We start from the raw sequence: 18265 nt of genomic DNA, 5'->3' as shown, positions 1-18265 counted from the left end.
GGAATGAGCGCTACCATAGCGCGATTGAGATGACAGGAGACGTCCATGAGCGAGCAAACCATTCGTTTAACGCAGTACAGCCACGGAGCCGGTTGCGGTTGTAAAATTTCCCCTAAAGTGCTGGAGACCATCCTGCACAGCGAACAGGCGAAGTTTGTCGACCCGAACCTGCTTGTCGGCAACGAAACGCGTGACGATGCAGCGGTTTATGACCTGGGTAACGGCACCAGCATTATCAGCACCACCGACTTCTTTATGCCGATTGTCGACAACCCGTTCGATTTCGGGCGTATTGCGGCCACTAACGCCATCAGCGATATCTTCGCCATGGGCGGCAAACCGATTATGGCGATCGCTATTCTGGGCTGGCCGATCAACACCATCCCGCCGGAAGTAGCCCGTGAAGTGATTGATGGCGGCCGTTTCGCCTGCCAGCAGGCGGGGATTGCGCTGGCCGGTGGTCACTCTATCGATGCGCCGGAGCCTATCTTCGGCCTGGCCGTTACCGGCGTGGTCCCGACCGAGCGCGTGAAGCGCAACAGTACCGCGCAGGCGGGCTGCAAGCTGTTCCTCACCAAGCCGCTGGGCATTGGCGTGCTGACCACCGCCGAGAAAAAATCCCTGCTGAAGCCAGAGCACCAGGGTCTGGCAACCGAAGTCATGTGCCAGATGAACCTCGCGGGTGCGGCGTTCGCCAATATCGACGGCGTGAAGGCGATGACCGACGTGACCGGTTTTGGTCTGCTGGGGCACCTCTCCGAAGTGTGTCAGGGCGCGGGTGTGCAGGCGCAGGTCTGGTATCAGGACGTGCCGAAGCTACCGGGCGTGGAAGAGTATATTGCTCAGGGCGCGGTCCCGGGCGGTACCCAGCGTAACTTCGCCAGCTATGGTCACCTGATGGGCGAAATGCCAGAAGAATGGCGCAACCTGCTGTGCGATCCGCAAACCTCCGGCGGCCTGCTGCTGGCGGTCACGCCGGAATCCGAAGCCGAGGTTCAGGCCACGGCCGCCGAGTTCGGCATTACCCTGACGGCGATCGGCGAGCTGGTGACCGCGCGCGGTGGCCGACCGATGATTGAGATCCGTTAATTCGATGCGGTTGTTTATTGCCGAAAAGCCGAGCCTGGCCCGTGCCATTGCCGATGTGCTGCCCAAGCCGCATCGCAAAGGCGACGGCTTTATCGAATGCGGTAACGGGCAGGTGGTTACCTGGTGTATCGGTCACCTGCTTGAGCAGGCGCAGCCGGATGTCTATGACAGCCGCTACGCCCGCTGGAATTTAAACGATCTGCCCATCGTGCCGGAAAAATGGCGCCTGCAGCCCCGACCTTCGGTGACCAAACAGCTCAACGTGATCAAGCGCTTCCTGCATGAAGCCGATGAAATCGTGCACGCGGGTGACCCGGACAGGGAAGGACAGCTGCTGGTGGATGAGGTGCTGGACTATCTTGAACTGGCGCCGGAAAAGCGCCAGCAGGTGCAGCGCTGCCTGATCAACGACCTCAACCCGCAGGCGGTGGAGCGTGCGATCTCGCGCCTGCGCGCCAACAGCGAGTTTATTCCGCTGTGCGTCTCGGCGCTCGCGCGTGCCCGCGCCGACTGGCTGTACGGTATCAACATGACCCGCGCCTACACCATCCTCGGGCGCAACGCGGGCTATCAGGGCGTGCTCTCCGTGGGGCGCGTGCAGACGCCGGTGCTGGGGCTGGTCGTGCGTCGTGATGAAGAGATTGAGAACTTCGTCGCCAAAGATTTCTTTGAAGTGAAAGCGCATATCGTCACGCCTAAAGACGAACGCTTTACCGCCGTCTGGCAGCCGAGCGATGCCTGCGAGTCATATCAGGATGAAGAGGGGCGTTTGCTGCACCGTCCGCTGGCGGATCATGTGGTTAACCGCATTACCGGACAGCCCGCTATCGTCACCAGCTATAACGATAAACGGGAATCAGAACCCGCGCCGCTGCCGTTCTCGCTGTCGGCCCTGCAGATCGAGGCCGCAAAGCGCTTTGGCCTCAGCGCGCAGAACGTGCTGGACATCTGCCAGAAGCTCTATGAAACCCATAAGCTGATCACCTATCCGCGTTCGGATAGCCGGTACCTGCCGGAAGAGCATTTTGCCGGTCGTCATTCGGTGATGAACGCCATTAGCGTGCACGCGCCGGATCTGCTGCCGCAGCCGGTGGTGAACCCAGATACCCATAACCGCTGCTGGGACGACAAAAAGGTGGACGCCCACCACGCGATTATCCCGACGGCGCGCGCCAGCAGCGTCAACCTGACGGATAACGAAGCGAAGGTCTACAACCTGATCGCCCGTCAGTACCTGATGCAGTTCTGCCCGGACGCGGTGTTCCGCAAATGCGTGATCGAGCTGGAAATCGAAAAAGGGAAGTTTATCGCCAAAGCCCGTTTCCTCGCGGAAGCAGGCTGGCGCACGCTGCTCGGCAACAAAGAGCGTGACGAAGAGAACGACGGCACGCCGCTGCCCGTGGTCGCCAAAGACGATGAGCTGCTGTGCGAGAAAGGGGAAGTGGTAGAACGCCAGACCCAGCCGCCGCGCCATTTTACCGATGCGACACTGCTTTCCGCGATGACCGGCATCGCCCGGTTCGTGCAGGATAAAGATCTGAAGAAGATCCTGCGCGCCACCGACGGTCTGGGTACGGAGGCAACCCGCGCGGGGATCATCGAGCTGCTCTTTAAGCGCGGTTTTCTTGAGAAAAAGGGGCGCTATATCCATTCGACCGAGCCGGGCCGCGCGCTGATTCACTCCCTGCCGGAGCTGGCCGCCAGGCCGGACATGACCGCGCACTGGGAATCGGTGCTGACGCAGATCAGCGAGAAGCAGTGCCGCTATCAGGACTTTATGCAGCCGCTGGTGGGGACGCTTTACCAGCTGATCGATCAGGCGCGCAGCACGCCGGTGAAAACGTTCAGAGGGATGGTTGCACCCGGTGGTGGCGCGAAGAAACCGTTTAAAAAGAAAAAGAGCGCGGCCGCTTCTTAACCCGTAGGCCGGGTCAGGCGAAGCCGCCACCCGGCGAAAGACAGCTCTGCGGCCTGAAAAAAGCCCGGTGGCGCTAACGCTTACCGGGCCTACAGGGCGAGAACGCCGCGAAAACTTAAATCACACCCTGCCCAATCATCGCATCCGCTACCTTCACGAACCCGGCGATATTCGCCCCACGCACGTAGTTGGTTTGCGATGCTTCACCGCCGTACTCCACGCAGGCGTGGTGAATATCCAGCATGATATGGTGCAGGCGCGCATCCACTTTCTCTGCCTTCCAGCCGAGACGCGCGGCGTTTTGCGCCATCTCGAGGCCGGAGGTTGCCACGCCGCCCGCGTTGGCGGCCTTGCCCGGTGCAAACAGCACGCCTGCCTCCAGGAACAGGTCCGTCGCGTCGATGGTGGTCGGCATGTTTGCCCCTTCGGCGACCGCTTTTACGCCGTTGCTAATCAACGTGCGCGCGGCTTCAGCATCCAGCTCGTTCTGCGTGGCGCACGGCAGGGCGATATCCACCGGCACGCCCCACGGCTGTTTACCTTCGAGATAGGTCAGGCCAAACTCCCGGGCGTAATCCGCTACGCGTCCATCGCGGCTGGCTTTGATTTCACACAGGCGCGCCAGCTTCTCTGCCGTGAAGCCCGCTTCATCCACCACCGTTCCGCTGGAGTCAGAGGCGGTCACCACGCGAGCGCCAAACTGCATCGCTTTTTCAATCGCGTACTGCGCCACGTTACCGGAGCCGGAAACGGCTACGCGCATGCCTTCGAAGCCTAAGCCGTGACGCTTGAGCATGGCCTCTGTGAAGTAAACCAGGCCGTACCCGGTCGCTTCCGGGCGGATCAGGCTCCCGCCAAACGACAGCCCTTTGCCGGTAAAGACGCAGGCGCTGTTGTTGGAAAGCTTTTTCATCATCCCGGCCATAAAGCCCACTTCACGTCCGCCCACGCCGATATCACCGGCAGGCACGTCGGTATCGGGGCCGAGGTGACGGTAGAGTTCGGTCATCAGCGCCTGGCAGAAACGCATCACTTCACCTTCGCTTTTGCCTTTCGGGTCGAAATCGCTGCCGCCTTTTCCGCCGCCCATGGGCAGCGTGGTCAGCGCGTTTTTAAAGGTCTGCTCAAAGCCGAGGAATTTCAAAATGGACAAATTCACGGAAGGGTGGAAACGCATGCCGCCCTTAAACGGGCCGATGGCGGAGTTAAACTGGACGCGCCACGCGCGGTTAACCTGCACCTGATTGCGATCGTCCACCCAGGTCACGCGGAACTGGATCACGCGCTCTGGCTCGACCAGGCGTTCGAGCAACGACATCTGGCGATAGCGCGGGTTTTGTTCAAGGAAGGGCCACAGGGTGGTCATCACTTCACGCACGGCCTGGGCGAACTCGCTTTGGTGCGGGTCGCGCTGCTGAACATGGGCAAGGAAACTTTCCAGAGAGCGTGTCTGATCCATAGATATAAGAACCTCTTATAATAATGTTTGTATATGACTTATGCGTTTTGTGTTGTTTTTTTGACTATACCACCCGTACCGCTTTGTGTGGCAAGCAGAAATTCAGGACGAAAGGGAAATTAATGACAGGTGCTGCGTCATAACCAAAAGCGATGACGAGATAAATTAAAGGTTCCGCGCCGGTTTACCGTTATAGTCATTATCAAGGGAACAACAGGAAGATGTGTCTATGAACCGTTATGTACTTACCGCGTTATGTGCGATCTTTACCGCAGGCGCGCAGGCTGACCGCATTCGCCCGGATGTGGAAGTGAATGTGCCGCCGGAAGTGTTTACCTCCAGCGGCCAGAATCAAACGGTGCAGCCCTGTAATCATTGCTGCATCTATCAGAATCAGAACTACTCGGAAGGGGCCGTGGTGAAAGCGGAGGGCGTGCTGTTGCAGTGCCAGCGCGACGAGCGCGCCATCAGCACGAACCCGCTGGTCTGGCGTCGCGTAAAACAATAAACGCCTCCAGCAGAGGAATATCCGCGGGGGCTAAGGCGTAGCCAAACGCCTCTTCCGGCGTACACCACGCCAGCGCGCTGTGGTAGTGCGCCGTGAGCGCACCGCTAAACGCAGGAACGTGCCAGGCGTGCAGGTTGATTAAGCGCTGCGAGACCTCGCGCTGGTGGCTTGCCACGTATTGCGCAGGCCGCGCTTCAATACCCAACTCTTCACGCAGCTCGCGGATAAGCGCCTCGGGCTGGGTTTCACCCGCCTCGACTTTGCCGCCTGCAAATTCCCACATGCCCGGCTGGTCGGCGTGGGCAGGGCGCTGCGCCAGTAAAATTTTGTCGTCTTTTTCGATGATGGCGGCAACGACATCGAGTGTTTTCAGCATGGTCGTCAATAATTGATAGCGAAAAAAGACATATTATCGTGCCCTTTCTCAGAGTCCAGTAATCAGGAGAATCAGGTGAAAGAGACTACCGCCTGGGTTGCCCCTATCGAATCCCTTCCCGCCAGCCTTAAACCCATTGCCGTGATGCAGAAAAAGCATTTTGGCGCCGTGCTGAATCCCACGCGCTGGTGGGGGCGCATGCCGCGTCTGTTCTGGCTGGTCGCGCTGTTCGTCGGTTTTCTGGAGCGTCGTCACGCGCGCCTGACGCCCGTGCTGCGTTCGCTGCTCATGACGCGGGTGTCCCAGCTCTGCCACTGCGCTTTCTGTATTGATGCCAACAGCCTGCGGCTGGCCGAGCGCTGCGGGGCGCTGGAAAAGGTGCAGGCCGTGAGCGACTGGCAGGCATCCGCCTTGTTCACGGAGCAGGAGCGCGCGGCGCTGGCCTACGCCGAGGCGGTGACCGCCACGCCGCCCCGGGCGGATGAGGCCATCAGAACGGCGCTGAAGCGCCACTTTACGGAAGACGCCATCACCGAGATGACGGCGCTCATTGCCTTTCAGAATCTCTCTGCCCGCTTTAACGCCGCGCTGGATATTCCGGCGCAGGGGCTATGCGCCACCTTTAACGAGACGCCCCATGCTTGATCGCCATCTTCACCCGCGGATAAAACCGGCGCTGAATCGTCTGGTCTCTATGCTGGACAGGCCGGGCATCACGCCAGACGGATTAACCCTGACCGGGTTTGCCATCGGCGTGCTGGCGCTGCCGTTTCTGGCCCTCGGCTGGTATCCGGCGGCGCTGGTCGCCATCGTGCTTAACCGCCTGCTGGACGGTCTGGACGGGGCGCTGGCGCGCCGCAGAGGCCTGACCGATGCGGGGGGATTTCTCGATATCGCGCTCGACTTTCTGTTCTACGCCCTGGTGCCGTTTGGCTTTGCGCTGGCAGCACCGGCGGAAAATGCGCTGGCGGCCGCCTGGCTGCTGTTCGCGTTTATCGGGACCGGCAGCAGTTTTCTGGCGTTCGCGGCCCTGGCCGCGAAGCACGACATCGAGAACCCCGGCTATGCGCACAAGTCGTTTTATTACATCGGCGGGTTAACGGAAGGGACGGAGACCATCGCGCTGTTTGCGCTGTGCTGCCTTTTTCCTGCACACTTTACGCTTTTCGCGTGGGTATTTGGCGCGCTGTGCTGGCTGACCACCACAACGCGCATCTGGAGCGGCTACGTGACGCTGAAGTCACTTAACGCTTAGAACGCGCTTTCTGGCCCGCGCTCACCGGTCGTCACCGGGTTCTGCGGGTGACTGCTCCATTCGTACCAGCCGCCGTCATAGACGGCGATATTCTTCCAGCCCATCGCCCGGGCGTACATAAAGGTTTCGGACGCCCGCCAGCCGGTGCCGCAGTAAAACGCGACGTGCTGTTCCGGCAGAATATTCCAGCGCTTCCACTGGGCGGCGATGTCGTCAGCGCTGCGCATGGTGCCATCCGGGTTATGGAAATCCTCCATGTGGGTGGCATCGCTGCCCGCGTGACCCCAGCGGGCACCGGCAATTTCACCTTTTGGCTTGATGTAGCTGTAGCCGCTGGTTTCGCCGATGAACTCCGGCCACGAGCGTATGCTGACCAGAGAGGCATCCTGACGGTGCAGCATGCCACGCGCCTGTTCCATATCCACCATCAGCTGCGGCTGACCAGGGATCGGCGCGCCGAAATCGGGGGCGGGCGTCACTTTACCGGGCGTACCGCGCTCAACCGGCAGGCCTGCATCTGACCACGCCTTCCAGCCGCCGTCGAGAATACGCACATCCTTCACGCCCGCATACAGCATAATCTGCGCCACGCGCGCGGCGGCGTAGACGTCGCGGCCATACAAAATGACGGTGGTATCGTGACGGATCCCGTGCTTCGCCAGCATCGCTCTCAGCTTGTCGTCGGAGACTTTATTCCACAGCGGTTCGCTTTCCACCTCGTTGGTGTCGATATAGCCCGCGCCGGGAATGTGGTTCAGCAGGTAAAACTTCGGTGCACCCCAGGCGGCCTCAATCACTTTCCAGTCGCCCGCCGGCGCGGCAGCCACGGGTTTACCCTGCTGGAGCCGGTGGATCCACTGCGGGTAAACCAGCTGTTCAAAGTGAGGCAGGCGCTGAAGGCGCTCGGGCGTCTGCAGAGCATCGCTGAGCAGCGAAACGTGGCGGTACCCGGCTTTCTCCAGGCGGGCTTTCACCGCCTGGTTATCGTTCTCGTCGCCGTACAGGGCGATGGTCGTCGCAGGGGTAAGCTGATGCTGTTTTGCCCACAGCGCAATCTGCTCGTCGCTCATGGCGCTGAGCCAGGCGGCAGCAAGGTTGAGCGCGGCGGGTTCATGCCCGGAGGGGCCGCTGAGCGTCTGCGGCCAGCCGTTATAGAAGGCGCTGGCGCGTGTGTCGACAGGCGTGCCGTGCTGTGCCTGAAGCTGAGACAGCGTGATGGCGTTGGGCATATCAGCCGCCAGCGAGGAAAAGGAAGCGAGGCCGCAGAGCAGGGCCAGCGCGGTCAGTTGAGAAACACGTTTCATCGAATAACCTGACGTCAGTAAAAGAGGGGGGCATTGTCGTCTCTCCCGAAACGGAAAACATTGCGTTAGCACATTATTGCCAGCGAGAAATCTCAATCAGCTCGCCGCCGGGTGGAATATCGTCCTCATCGTGCGTGACCAGCACCGCCGGAATATTGCGCGCGCGGACGGCGTCAAATACCCATGCCCGAAACGTGGCCCGTAACGCTTTATCGAGGCGGCTGAACGGTTCATCCAGCAGCAGCGCCTGCGGCTCCGCGAGCAGGGCCCGCAGCAGGCTGACCCGGGCACGCTCCCCGCCGGAGAGGGTGGCCGGATCGCTGGCGTAATGGCCGCTCAGCCCGGCGGAATCCAGCGCCTGCGCGACCGCCTCCCGACGCGCGCGCCCGGCGATGCGCTCGGGCAGCGCCAGCAGCAAATTTTGCCCGACGCTGAACTGGTCGAACAGCAGCGCATCCTGAAAGAGAATACCCAGCCCGCGGGACTCCACGGGAAGCGCGTCGCAGCGACGCGCGTCGAGCCACAGTTCGCCCCGCGCCTGGAAATCGTCTGACAGCGCGCCGACCATCCAGGCAAAAAGGGTCGACTTTCCGCTGCCGGACGGCCCCATCAGGGTGACGATCTCCCCGCGGGGCACGCAAAAACTGACCTCGCGGAAAAGCGGTTCGATGGTGAGATTTTTTACCTTCAGCATTAACGTAACCCTTGTCGGTAGCAGCCCACGAGCCGGGATAGCAGGGCGGCAAGACCAAATACCGTGCCCGTGACCAGCAGTAATCCCAGCGCCCGGTTAGCGAGAATCGGGATGCTGCCCCCGCTGCTGAGCGCCACGGTTTCGGTGGTCAGCGTGGCGAAATGCCCCGCGCCCAGCCACAGCGTCGGCATATATTGCGCCATGCTGACGGAAAAGCCGGTGGCAAAGGCCAGTAGCGCAGGGCGCACCAGCAGCGGGCATTTCAGCAGTAAAAAGATTTTTGTCCGTCGCCAGCCGAGGGTTCTGGCGGTGAGGATAAGCCGGGGATCGATCCGTCGCCAGGCGGGTTGCAGTACCAGCAGCATCCACGGCAATACCCACAGAAGGTGGCTCCAAAGCACGGCGGCGTAGTGCCCGTCGATGCCCAGGTGCAACGCAATGGCATACTGGCCGGTGACGAGCGGGAGGGCCGGAAGGGCGAGCGGTAACCATACCCACAGCGTGCCGCGCTGCGGGCCCCACTCCAGCCAGAGTAACCCGACGACCAGGGCAATCAGGGCTGAAAGCAGACCGAAGGAAAGGCTGGTTCCCACCGGGCCAACGTCATCCCGTTGCGCCAGCATCAGCAGTACCGCGGCGCACAGGACGCCGCAGGCGGGCAGAAACCCGCTCAGTGCCCGCTCAGGCAGGACGCGCTGCGACCGGGGACGCGTTCCGGTGAGGTCCGCTAGTGTGCGAACCCATGCCTTCCAGAGTCCGTATCCCAGAGCGGCAAGCGCGGCCAGCAGCAGAAGGAGAAGCAGGCACAGCAGCGTCCCTTTTGCCTGCTGCTGTGCGTCGCCCTGGCTTAACCACTGCCAGGCCAGCACGGCCAGGGTAGGCGGGTTGCCGGGCCCGAGAACGATCGCCACGTCCACGACCGACAGCGACCATGCCAGCACCGCCAGCATGACTGCCCCGAGGACGGGCGCGATAGCTGGCAGAATCAGCCAGCTCAGCGTCTGAAAACGCCCGTAGCCGAGCGTCTGCAGGACGATCTTCTGCTGCGCGAGCCGTTTTTCCGGCAGTACGGCATAAATCGCCCACAGGACAAACGCGCTCTCTTTGACCGCGAGCGTCAGCCCCAGCCCGACGCCGTAGCGGTCAAACGGCGGCGAACAGACGGTGCAGACCTGATAAAACAGTCCGCCCTCGGCAAACAGCAGTAGCGCGCCGGTGGCGAACGCCACATGGGGTATCGCCAGCAGCCACGGCAGACGGGTTGTGAGACGTCGCCAGCGTTTTCCGGGCCAGAGAAGGCTGACGAGGAGAAGGGCAATGAATAACGCCCCCAGCGTGGCGATGAGCGTTGAGACCAGCGTGGCGACGGCCGCCTGCGGGAGCTGCGGATCGTTCAGCAGCCGCTGCCAGTTTGTCAGCGAAAACGCCGGGGCAAGCAGCATGGCGCCGGCGGGCAGGATCGGCAGATAAATCACCGCCATCGCCAGCCAGACGAGCCCGCTCAGCGGGTGCCGTAACGACGCAGCCATTCCTGCTCCAGCGCGTTCACCCAGGCGGACTGCGGCTCGGCAAGCACCTCCGGCAGCCCCTGAGTCGTGTGGGCCAGCAGCTGTCTGGCTTCTTCTTCGGGCAGCGTTTTCGCATCCAGCACGCTCGGATCGCCCCAGATGGCCGGGTCAGCTTTACGGATCTGCGCCTGCGGCGACAGCAGGAAATTGGCGACTATTTTCGCTCCCGCGCTCGCGCTGGCGTTGGCCGGAATCGCCACAAAATGGACGTTGCCGAGCATCCCGCCCTGAAAACCATAGCTGTAGCTGTCGGCGGGCAGTTCGCCGCTCGCCACTTTCTGCTGCGCATGGGCCGGGTTAAAGGTCAGCGACAGGTACAGGCTGCCGCTGGCAAGCAGGGCATCCATCCGTGCAGGAGAAGGGGGAAAATCTTTCCCTTCGCGCCACAGCAGCGGGTGGAGCGTGTCCAGATAATCCCAGAGCGGGGCCGTGACCTCGGCAAAGGTGCTATCGGGGGCCTTTTGCAGCGCCTCCGGGTGAGCGGTTAGCGTCATCAGCAGCTGCTCAAGAAATGCCGTGCCGGTAAAATCGGGCGGGCGAGGATAGCTGATCTTGCCCGGATGCTGCTGCGCGTAAGCCAGCAGTGCCTGAGGATCCACAGGCGGCGTCGGCATGCTGGCTTTGCGGGCGATAAAGGTCAGCTGCGCGCCGCCCCACGGCGATTCCGCGCCGTCTGTGGGGATAGCAAAATCCTCCGTGACGGGCTTGCGGGTATCGACATAGCGCCAGTTGGGCAACGTCTGCGCCCATCCGGTCTCCAGCAGGTTTGCCTCTTTCAGCGTGCGGAAGTTCTCGCCGTTAACCCACAGCAGGTCAACGGAGCCGTTGGTCTTGCGCCCCGCGGCGGCTTCGGTCTGAATACGTTTTACCGCGTCGGCAGCATCCGCCAGCGGGACAATTTTAAGGATAATGGCATAGTGCGTTTGCATCTCGCCGCTGACCCACTCCAGATAGCGGTTGACCGCCGGATCGCCGCCCCAGGCGTTAAACCAGACGGTCTGGCCTTTGGCCTGTTGCTGAATAGCCTGCCAGCCGTCGGCGGCATACAGAGGGGCCGCCAGCAGCAGACCGGTCAGAAACGTGCAAAAACGCACACGGCGCATAATGCCTCACTTTTTAGCAGACGGGAGATAACGGGAAAACAGCCGGCGGGTGACCAGCGGCAATAACCCCAATAGTGTAAAGGCGAATAGCATGCCCGGCGACAAAATATCGCGCACCGAGGTCACTTTTCCCAGCTCGCGCCCGGCGTTCAGAAAGATAATCGTGGCGGGCAGCATGGCGACCTGGCTCACCCACCAGTAGCGAAATACACCAATCCGGGTCAGCCCCATCAGCAAATTCACCAGGAAAAACGGGAACAGCGGCATCAGGCGCAGGGCAAAAAGATAGCCCGCGCCGTCGCGCGCCATGCCGGTATTCACCGTACCCATCTGCCGGGCAAACCGCCGTTGCACCCAGTCGCGCAAAAGATAGCGGCTGGCGAGCATCGCCAGCGTGGCCCCAAGCGTGGAGGCAAACGAGACCAGCACGGTGCCTTCCCACAGGCTAAACAACGTCCCGCCCAGCAGGGTCAGGATCGCCGCGCCGGGGATCGAGAGGGCGGAGACCGCCACATAGACCGCAAAGAAGATCAGCGCGCTGCGCAGCGGCGAGTGGTCGACATAGGAGAGTAATGACTGCTGATGCGTTTTAATCCCTTCCAGGGAGAGGGTTCCCGGCGGAAGCATGATAAACGCCAGAATAAAGGCGCCCAGAAGGGCGCACAGGAAGAGTGTTTTTGAAAGGTTCACGCGTCATTACAGCTTGAATTTAGCCCACACCGGCGCGTGGTCAGACGGTTTTTCCATGCTGCGGATGTCGTAGTCGATCCCGGTTTCGATGCAGCGCTCGGCCAGCGGGGAACTGGCCAGCAGCAGATCGATACGCAGGCCGCGGTTGTCGTCAAAGCCTTTGGAGCGGTAATCAAACCAGGAGAAGCGATCCTGCGTTTCCGGGTTGGCATTGCGGAACGTATCCACCAGGCCCCAGCCCAGCAGGCGCTCCATCCACTCACGCTCTTCCGGCAGGAAGGAGCATTTGCCGGTGCGCAGCCAGCGTTTGCGGTTCTCTTCGCCAATACCGATATCGAGATCCGTCGGGCTGATATTCATGTCGCCCATGATCAGCACCGGATTCTCTTTTTTGAGTTCGGTGGTCAGGTAGTCCTGCAGATCCTGATAAAACTTCGCTTTAGCCGGGAATTTGGTCTCATGGTCACGGCTCTCACCCTGCGGGAAATAGCCGTTGATGACCGTGATATTGCCGATCGCAGAAGGGACTTCCGCCATGATAATGCGACGCTGTGCTTCTTCACCGTCGCCCGGGAAGCCGCGACGCACGGAAACCGGTGGCGCTTTGGTCAGCAGCGCGACGCCGTAGTGACCTTTCTGGCCGTGATAAAAGACGTTGTAGCCGAGTTTCGCCACCTCTTCGAGGGGGAACATGTCGTCGTGAACCTTTGTCTCCTGCAGGCCGATCACATCTGGCTGATGTTGCTCAACGATAGCTTCAAGCTGATGAGGGCGGGCACGCAGGCCGTTGATATTAAAAGAGACAAATTTCATAGTCGCTGCCAGTGCAAGGTGAATAGTGCAAGGATGGTAGCAGAATTTGCGTCAACTGTTACCGGGTTCGACCAATAACTGCAACAGATAATGCCGGTGGTGCAATATTTGCACCATTCTGACGCGCTTCGCCCCCAAAGAGGGCGTAAATGGCCGATAAATTTCGCGAGCGATCACAATTCCAGAATTATATTTGGCCTGTGCATACTCTTTCTGATTTTCATGCGGCAAAGCGCCGCTTGTCGTAAAAATATTCACTTTTTATGCAATAACAGTGAATAACTCCATGTTGTAACTTATTGATATTCTGTTCTCTCAACCTGTTTATGCATTTTTATCGCTGGCTGGCACGAAGGCTGCAATCTACATTCACAGTGCAAACACTCAATTATTTAACATTCAAATAACCTTTTATTTACCGGATGAGGTCGCTATGTCTCTGTCAATTACGCGTGAAAATTTCGATGAATGGATGATGCCGGTTTACGCTCCGGCGGCTTTTATTCCGGTTCGTGGGGAAGGCTCGCGCCTGTGGGATCAGCAGGGTAAAGAGTATATCGACTTTGCCGGTGGGATTGCGGTGAACGCGCTGGGGCATGCCCACCCGGCGCTGCGTCAGGCGCTCAATGACCAGGCGGCGAAGTTCTGGCATACCGGCAACGGCTTTACCAACGAGCCTGCGCTGCGCCTGGCCAAAAAACTGATCGACGCGACGTTTGCCGAAAAAGTCTTTTTCTGTAACTCGGGGGCGGAAGCCAACGAAGCGGCGCTGAAGCTGGCGCGCAAATATGCGCACGATAAGTTTGGTACCCACAAGAGCGGTATCGTGGCGTTTAAAAATGCCTTCCACGGACGCACGCTCTTTACCGTCAGCGCGGGTGGCCAGCCTTCCTACTCGCAGGATTTCGCACCGCTGCCGCCGGATATCCGTCACGGTATTTATAACGATCTGCAGTCTGCGAGCGAGCTGATTAACGACACCACCTGTGCGGTGATCGTCGAGCCGATGCAGGGTGAGGGTGGCGTGCTTCCGGCGAAAAAGGAATTCCTGCAGGGGCTGCGCGAGCTGTGCGATCGTCATAACGCGGTGCTGATTTTCGACGAAGTGCAGACCGGCGTGGGCCGCACCGGCGAGCTGTATGCCTATATGCACTACGGCGTCACGCCGGACGTGCTGTCGACCGCCAAAGCGCTGGGCGGCGGCTTCCCGATTGGCGCAACGCTGACCACCGATAAATTCGCCAGCGTGATGACCGTCGGTACCCACGGCACCACCTACGGCGGCAACCCGCTGGCCACTGCCGTTGCCGGACAGGTGCTCGACATCATTAATACCCCTGAGGTGCTGAAGGGCGTTAAGCAGCGCCACGACTGGTTTGTTGAGCGCCTGAATGCCATCAACGGCAAGGTTGGCCTGTTTAAAGAAATTCGTGGCCTGGGGCTGTTAATCGGCTGCGAGCTCACCGCTGAGTTTGCCGGAAAAGCTAAACTTATTTCACAGGAAGCGGCAAAAGTGGGCGTGATGGTGCTGATTGCCGGTGCCAACGTCGTGCGTTTTGCTCCCGCGCTGATTGTCAGCGAGGAAGAGGTGCAAACCGGTCTGGACCGCTTTGCGCTGGCGTGTGAAAAGGTGAAATCCGGGGTGTCATCATGATGGTCATCCGTCCCGTTGAGCGCGGCGATCTCGCCGGGCTCATGCAGCTTGCCGGTAAGACGGGAGGCGGGCTGACCTCGCTTCCTGCCGATGAAAAAACGCTGTCGGCGCGCATTGAGCGCGCCCTTCAAACCTGGCAGGGGACGTTGCCAAAAAGCGAACAGGGGTATGTGTTCGTGCTGGAAGACACCGACACGGGGACCGTGGCCGGGATCTGCGCCATTGAAGTGGCCGTCGGGCTTAACGACCCGTGGTACAACTACCGCGTCGGCACCATGGTTCATGCCTCGAAAGAGCTGAACGTCTATAACGCGCTGCCGACGCTGTTCCTCTGCAATGACCACACGGGCGCCAGCGAGCTTTGCACGCTGTTCCTCGACCCGGCGTGGCGCAAGGAGGGCAACGGCTATCTGCTCTCCAAATCGCGCTTTATGTTTATGGCCGCCTTCCGCGATCGCTTTAACGAAAAGGTGGTTGCGGAGATGCGCGGCGTGATCGACGACACCGGCTATTCACCGTTCTGGGAGAGCCTGGGCGAGCGCTTCTTCTCTATGGAGTTCAGCCGGGCGGACTATCTCTGCGGCACGGGTCAGAAAGCCTTTATTGCCGAACTGATGCCGAAGCATCCTATCTATACCCATTTCCTCAGCCCGGAAGCGCAGGCGGTGATCGGCGAAGTGCATCCGCAAACCGCGCCAGCCCGCGCGGTGCTGGAGAAAGAAGGGTTCCGCTACCGCAACTATGTCGACATCTTTGACGGCGGGCCCACGCTTGAGTGCGATATCGACCGCGTGCGCGCTATCCGTAAAAGCCGGCTGGTTGAGGTCTCTGAAGGCCAGCCCGCGCCGGGCGACTGGCCGGCATGCCTGGTGGCGAACGAAAATTATGCCAACTTCCGTGCGATGCTGGTGCGGACCAACCCGAAATGTGAACGTCTGGTGCTGACGGCTGCAGAGCTGGATGCCCTGAAATGTAACGCCGGCGATAAGGTTCGCCTGGTGCGTCTCTGCCCTGAGGAGAAAACAGCATGACATTATGGATTAACGGTGACTGGGTCACGGGCGAAGGCGAACAGCGCGTAAAGACCAATCCGGTAGGAAAAGAGGTGCTCTGGAAGGGGAACGACGCCAGCGCCGCGCAGGTGGAACAGGCCTGCCATGCCGCTCGCCGCGCGTTCCCGGCGTGGGCAAAACAGCCTTTCGCCGTGCGCCAGGCGCTTGTTGAAAAGTTTGCCGGGCTGCTGGAGGCAAATAAGGCCGAACTGACGCGCATCATCGCGTCTGAAACCAGTAAACCGCGCTGGGAAGCGGCAACCGAAGTGATGGCGATGATCAACAAAGTCGCCATTTCGGTGAAGGCGTACCACACCCGCACCGGCGAACAGCACACCGAGATGCCGGACGGCGCGGCCACGCTGCGCCACCGTCCGCACGGCGTGCTGGCGGTGTTTGGCCCGTATAACTTCCCGGGGCATCTGCCGAATGGCCACATTGTGCCCGCGCTGCTGGCGGGTAATACCGTGATTTTCAAGCCGAGCGAGCTCACCCCATTAACCGGCGAGGCGGTGGTTAAGCTGTGGGAACAGGCTGGCCTGCCGCCGGGCGTGCTGAACCTGGTGCAGGGCGGACGCGAAACCGGCCAGGCGCTGAGCGCGCTGAGCGATATCGACGGCCTGCTGTTTACCGGCAGCGCCGGGACGGGCTATCAGCTGCATCGCCAGCTGGCGGGGCAGCCGGAAAAAATCCTTGCTCTCGAGATGGGCGGCAACAACCCGCTGATTGTGGAAGACCCTGACGATATCGACGCCGCGGTGCACCTGACGATTCAGTCCGCCTTTATTACCGCCGGACAACGCTGCACCTGCGCCCGCCGCCTGCTGGTGAAAAGAGGCGCGCAGGGTGATGCTTTCCTCAAACGTCTGGTAGAGGTGAGCGCGCGCCTGGTGCCAGCCGCGTGGGATGCCGATCCGCAGCCGTTTATCGGTGGACTGATTTCCGAACAGGCCGCGCTGAACGTGCTGAAGGCCTGGCAGGACCACGTTGCGCGCGGCGCGAAAACCCTGCTCGAGCCGAAGCAGGTTCAGCCGGGTGCCTCGCTCCTGACGCCGGGCATCGTTGAGATGAGCGGCGCGAGCAACGTGCCGGATGAAGAGGTCTTTGGCCCGCTGCTGTGCGTCTGGCGCTATGACGATTTCGATGCGGCGATTGCGATGGCCAATAACACCCGCTACGGCCTGTCGAGTGGGCTGATTTCGCCGCATCGCGAGAAGTTTGACCAACTGCTGCTGGAAGCGCGCGCCGGGATTGTGAACTGGAATAAACCGCTGACCGGGGCCGCGAGCACCGCGCCGTTTGGCGGCGTGGGCGCGTCGGGCAACCATCGCGCCAGCGCGTGGTATGCCGCCGATTACTGTGCCTGGCCGATGGCGAGCCTGGAAACCCCGGCGCTGACGCTGCCGGAGACGCTTAATCCGGGGCTGGACTTTACCGGAGGGGACCGTCATGAAAGCGCGTGAAGTCAACTTTGACGGGCTGGTGGGGCTGACGCACCACTACGCCGGTCTCTCTTTTGGTAATGAAGCCTCCACGAAGCACCGTTTTCAGGTTTCCAACCCGAAGCTGGCGGCGAAGCAGGGGCTGCTTAAGATGAAAGCGCTGGCGGATGCCGGTTTCCCGCAGGCGGTGATCCCGCCGCAGGAGCGTCCGAACGTGGCGGTGCTGCGTCAGCTCGGCTTTAGCGGTACCGATGAGCAGGTGGTCGAAAAAGCGGGGACGCAGACGCCGCACCTGCTCTCGGCGGCAAGCTCCGCCTCTTCGATGTGGGTCGCCAACGCGGCAACCGTCGCGCCGTCAGCCGATACGCTGGATGGCAAAGTCCACCTGACGGTGGCGAACCTGAATAACAAGTTTCACCGCGCCACCGAAGCGGAAACCACCGAGCGCGTGCTGCGCGCCATTTTCAACCAGGACGCCCATTTCGCGGTGCATCAGGCCCTGCCGCAGGTGGCGATGTTTGGCGACGAAGGTGCGGCCAACCATAACCGCCTGGGGGGCGATTATGGCGAGCCGGGTGTGCAGCTGTTTATTTACGGGCGAGAAGAGGGGGGCCACGTCGCGCCAACCCGTTATCCTGCCCGCCAGACGCTGGCGGCCAGCCAGGCGGTTGCCCGCCTGAACCAGGTGAATCCTTCCCAGGTGATTTTTGCCCAGCAGAACCCGCATGTGATCGACCAGGGCGTGTTCCACAACGACGTGATTGCCGTTTCTAACCGCCAGGTGCTGTTCTGCCACGAGCAGGCGTTTGCCCATCAGGAAAAGCTGCTCGCCACGCTGCATGAGCGCGTGCGCGGCTTCACGCCTGTCCAGGTGCCAACGGAGGCGGTGAGCGTGCAGGACGCGGTTGAAACGTATCTGTTCAATAGCCAGCTGCTCAGCCGCGATGACGGCAGCATGATGCTGGTCCTGCCGCAGGAGTCCCGGGATCATCAGGGCGTATGGCGCTACCTGACCGAGCTGGTGAAGGCGGATAACCCGATTGACGAACTCCGCGTGTTTGACCTGCGTGAAAGCATGGCCAACGGCGGTGGTCCAGCCTGTTTACGTCTGCGCGTGGTCTTGACTCAGGACGAAATGCAGGCGGTTAACCCGGCGGTCATGATGAACGATACGCTCTTTACGCGCCTGAATGACTGGGTCGATCGCTACTATCGCGACCGTCTAACGCAGGCCGATCTGGTTGACCCGCAGCTTCTGCGCGAAGGTCGCGAGGCACTGGACGCGTTGTCGACAATCCTGCAGCTGGGATCGGTTTATCCGTTCCAGCGCTAAAGGAGTG

The 18265-nt window shown here is 60.9% G+C and carries 17 protein-coding genes; 9 read left to right on the top strand and 8 right to left on the bottom strand.

The features are described from left to right. Positions 1 to 45 precede the first annotated feature (45 nt). On the top strand, positions 46 to 1089 hold the full coding sequence (gene selD, locus C6A40_RS05370) for a selenide, water dikinase SelD (protein ID WP_023616289.1): 1044 nt from the start codon (positions 46 to 48) through the stop codon (positions 1087 to 1089). Between the two features lie 4 nt (positions 1090 to 1093). Beyond that, positions 1094 to 3007 (top strand): DNA topoisomerase III, encoded by a 1914-nt coding sequence (locus C6A40_RS05365; RefSeq protein ID WP_045336155.1) that lies wholly within the window; start codon positions 1094 to 1096, stop codon positions 3005 to 3007. A gap of 115 nt (positions 3008 to 3122) precedes the next feature. Here the strand turns inward: C6A40_RS05365 and gdhA are convergent, their stop codons facing one another. After that, positions 3123 to 4466 (bottom strand): NADP-specific glutamate dehydrogenase, encoded by a 1344-nt coding sequence (gene gdhA, locus C6A40_RS05360; RefSeq protein ID WP_008500700.1) that lies wholly within the window; start codon positions 4464 to 4466, stop codon positions 3123 to 3125. A gap of 229 nt (positions 4467 to 4695) precedes the next feature. Between gdhA and C6A40_RS05355 the strand changes: the two genes are divergently transcribed. Then, positions 4696 to 4974 carry a DUF1496 domain-containing protein gene (locus tag C6A40_RS05355; protein WP_045336152.1) on the top strand — a complete coding sequence of 93 codons (279 nt, stop codon included), beginning with the start codon at positions 4696 to 4698 and terminating at the stop codon, positions 4972 to 4974. On the opposite strand, the gene C6A40_RS05350 is transcribed toward C6A40_RS05355, so the two are convergent. Continuing rightward, complete coding sequence (locus C6A40_RS05350) at positions 4934 to 5350, bottom strand: pyrimidine (deoxy)nucleoside triphosphate diphosphatase (RefSeq protein WP_028015711.1); 417 nt, start codon at positions 5348 to 5350, stop codon at positions 4934 to 4936. The genes C6A40_RS05355 and C6A40_RS05350 overlap by 41 nt on opposite strands. Positions 5351 to 5425: 75 nt before the next feature. Between C6A40_RS05350 and C6A40_RS05345 the strand changes: the two genes are divergently transcribed. Both C6A40_RS05345 and C6A40_RS05340 read left to right on the top strand, forming a co-directional pair. After that, on the top strand, positions 5426 to 5995 hold the full coding sequence (locus C6A40_RS05345) for a carboxymuconolactone decarboxylase family protein (protein WP_032663734.1): 570 nt from the start codon (positions 5426 to 5428) through the stop codon (positions 5993 to 5995). After that, complete coding sequence (locus C6A40_RS05340) at positions 5988 to 6605, top strand: CDP-alcohol phosphatidyltransferase family protein (RefSeq protein WP_045336150.1); 618 nt, start codon at positions 5988 to 5990, stop codon at positions 6603 to 6605. The genes C6A40_RS05345 and C6A40_RS05340 overlap by 8 nt, the downstream gene beginning before the upstream one ends. On the opposite strand, the gene C6A40_RS05335 is transcribed toward C6A40_RS05340, so the two are convergent. From C6A40_RS05335 to xthA, 6 genes are all read right to left on the bottom strand, one after another. Continuing rightward, entirely contained in the window at positions 6602 to 7909 is a 1308-nt protein-coding gene (locus C6A40_RS05335; protein ID WP_045336148.1) for a sulfurtransferase, read from the bottom strand. The genes C6A40_RS05340 and C6A40_RS05335 overlap by 4 nt on opposite strands. A gap of 73 nt (positions 7910 to 7982) precedes the next feature. Continuing rightward, a complete protein-coding gene (locus tag C6A40_RS05330) occupies positions 7983 to 8603 on the bottom strand; it encodes an ATP-binding cassette domain-containing protein (protein ID WP_008500693.1) in 621 nt (206 codons plus the stop codon). After that, positions 8603 to 10132, bottom strand: coding sequence for a thiamine ABC transporter permease (locus tag C6A40_RS05325; RefSeq protein ID WP_045336147.1), 1530 nt, complete (start codon positions 10130 to 10132; stop codon positions 8603 to 8605). The genes C6A40_RS05330 and C6A40_RS05325 overlap by 1 nt, the downstream gene beginning before the upstream one ends. Further along, entirely contained in the window at positions 10105 to 11265 is a 1161-nt protein-coding gene (locus tag C6A40_RS05320; RefSeq protein ID WP_045336187.1) for an ABC transporter substrate-binding protein, read from the bottom strand. Before C6A40_RS05320 ends, C6A40_RS05325 begins: the two co-directional genes overlap by 28 nt. 15 nt (positions 11266 to 11280) lie before the next feature. Further along, a complete protein-coding gene (locus C6A40_RS05315) occupies positions 11281 to 11901 on the bottom strand; it encodes a TVP38/TMEM64 family protein (protein WP_240905706.1) in 621 nt (206 codons plus the stop codon). 69 nt (positions 11902 to 11970) lie between these two features. Continuing rightward, entirely contained in the window at positions 11971 to 12777 is an 807-nt protein-coding gene (gene xthA, locus C6A40_RS05310; protein WP_008500688.1) for an exodeoxyribonuclease III, read from the bottom strand. Positions 12778 to 13210: 433 nt separating this feature from the next. Between xthA and astC the strand changes: the two genes are divergently transcribed. The 4 genes from astC to astB are packed head-to-tail and all read left to right on the top strand — an operon-like array spanning position 13211 to position 18258. Further along, entirely contained in the window at positions 13211 to 14431 is a 1221-nt protein-coding gene (gene astC / locus C6A40_RS05305; RefSeq protein WP_008500687.1) for a succinylornithine/acetylornithine transaminase, read from the top strand. Beyond that, a complete protein-coding gene (gene astA / locus C6A40_RS05300) occupies positions 14428 to 15462 on the top strand; it encodes an arginine N-succinyltransferase (protein ID WP_008500686.1) in 1035 nt (344 codons plus the stop codon). Before astC ends, astA begins: the two co-directional genes overlap by 4 nt. Then, positions 15459 to 16946 carry a succinylglutamate-semialdehyde dehydrogenase gene (astD, locus tag C6A40_RS05295; RefSeq protein WP_045336143.1) on the top strand — a complete coding sequence of 496 codons (1488 nt, stop codon included), beginning with the start codon at positions 15459 to 15461 and terminating at the stop codon, positions 16944 to 16946. Before astA ends, astD begins: the two co-directional genes overlap by 4 nt. Further along, entirely contained in the window at positions 16933 to 18258 is a 1326-nt protein-coding gene (astB, locus tag C6A40_RS05290) for an N-succinylarginine dihydrolase (protein WP_021241067.1), read from the top strand. Before astD ends, astB begins: the two co-directional genes overlap by 14 nt. Positions 18259 to 18265: the final 7 nt, after the last annotated feature.

This window comes from Enterobacter sp. GER_MD16_1505_Eko_090, assembly GCF_003331015.1.
Lineage (GTDB): Bacteria > Pseudomonadota > Gammaproteobacteria > Enterobacterales > Enterobacteriaceae > Enterobacter > Enterobacter roggenkampii.
This window is presented reverse-complemented; position numbering and strand designations above follow the sequence as displayed.

What these genes read in the sequence shown, in the direction of transcription:
- selD (WP_023616289.1), top strand. Translation starts at nt 46, where the DNA reads ATGAGCGAGCAAACCATTCGTTTAACGCAGTACAGCCACGGAGCCGGT.
- C6A40_RS05365 (WP_045336155.1), top strand. Translation starts at nt 1,094, where the DNA reads ATGCGGTTGTTTATTGCCGAAAAGCCGAGCCTGGCCCGTGCCATTGCC.
- gdhA (WP_008500700.1), bottom strand. Translation starts at nt 4,466, where the DNA reads ATGGATCAGACACGCTCTCTGGAAAGTTTCCTTGCCCATGTTCAGCAG.
- C6A40_RS05355 (WP_045336152.1), top strand. Translation starts at nt 4,696, where the DNA reads ATGAACCGTTATGTACTTACCGCGTTATGTGCGATCTTTACCGCAGGC.
- C6A40_RS05350 (WP_028015711.1), bottom strand. Translation starts at nt 5,350, where the DNA reads ATGCTGAAAACACTCGATGTCGTTGCCGCCATCATCGAAAAAGACGAC.
- C6A40_RS05340 (WP_045336150.1), top strand. Translation starts at nt 5,988, where the DNA reads ATGCTTGATCGCCATCTTCACCCGCGGATAAAACCGGCGCTGAATCGT.
- C6A40_RS05335 (WP_045336148.1), bottom strand. Translation starts at nt 7,909, where the DNA reads ATGAAACGTGTTTCTCAACTGACCGCGCTGGCCCTGCTCTGCGGCCTC.
- C6A40_RS05330 (WP_008500693.1), bottom strand. Translation starts at nt 8,603, where the DNA reads ATGCTGAAGGTAAAAAATCTCACCATCGAACCGCTTTTCCGCGAGGTC.
- C6A40_RS05325 (WP_045336147.1), bottom strand. Translation starts at nt 10,132, where the DNA reads ATGGCTGCGTCGTTACGGCACCCGCTGAGCGGGCTCGTCTGGCTGGCG.
- C6A40_RS05315 (WP_240905706.1), bottom strand. Translation starts at nt 11,901, where the DNA reads ATGCTTCCGCCGGGAACCCTCTCCCTGGAAGGGATTAAAACGCATCAG.
- xthA (WP_008500688.1), bottom strand. Translation starts at nt 12,777, where the DNA reads ATGAAATTTGTCTCTTTTAATATCAACGGCCTGCGTGCCCGCCCTCAT.
- astC (WP_008500687.1), top strand. Translation starts at nt 13,211, where the DNA reads ATGTCTCTGTCAATTACGCGTGAAAATTTCGATGAATGGATGATGCCG.
- astA (WP_008500686.1), top strand. Translation starts at nt 14,428, where the DNA reads ATGATGGTCATCCGTCCCGTTGAGCGCGGCGATCTCGCCGGGCTCATG.
- astD (WP_045336143.1), top strand. Translation starts at nt 15,459, where the DNA reads ATGACATTATGGATTAACGGTGACTGGGTCACGGGCGAAGGCGAACAG.
- astB (WP_021241067.1), top strand. Translation starts at nt 16,933, where the DNA reads ATGAAAGCGCGTGAAGTCAACTTTGACGGGCTGGTGGGGCTGACGCAC.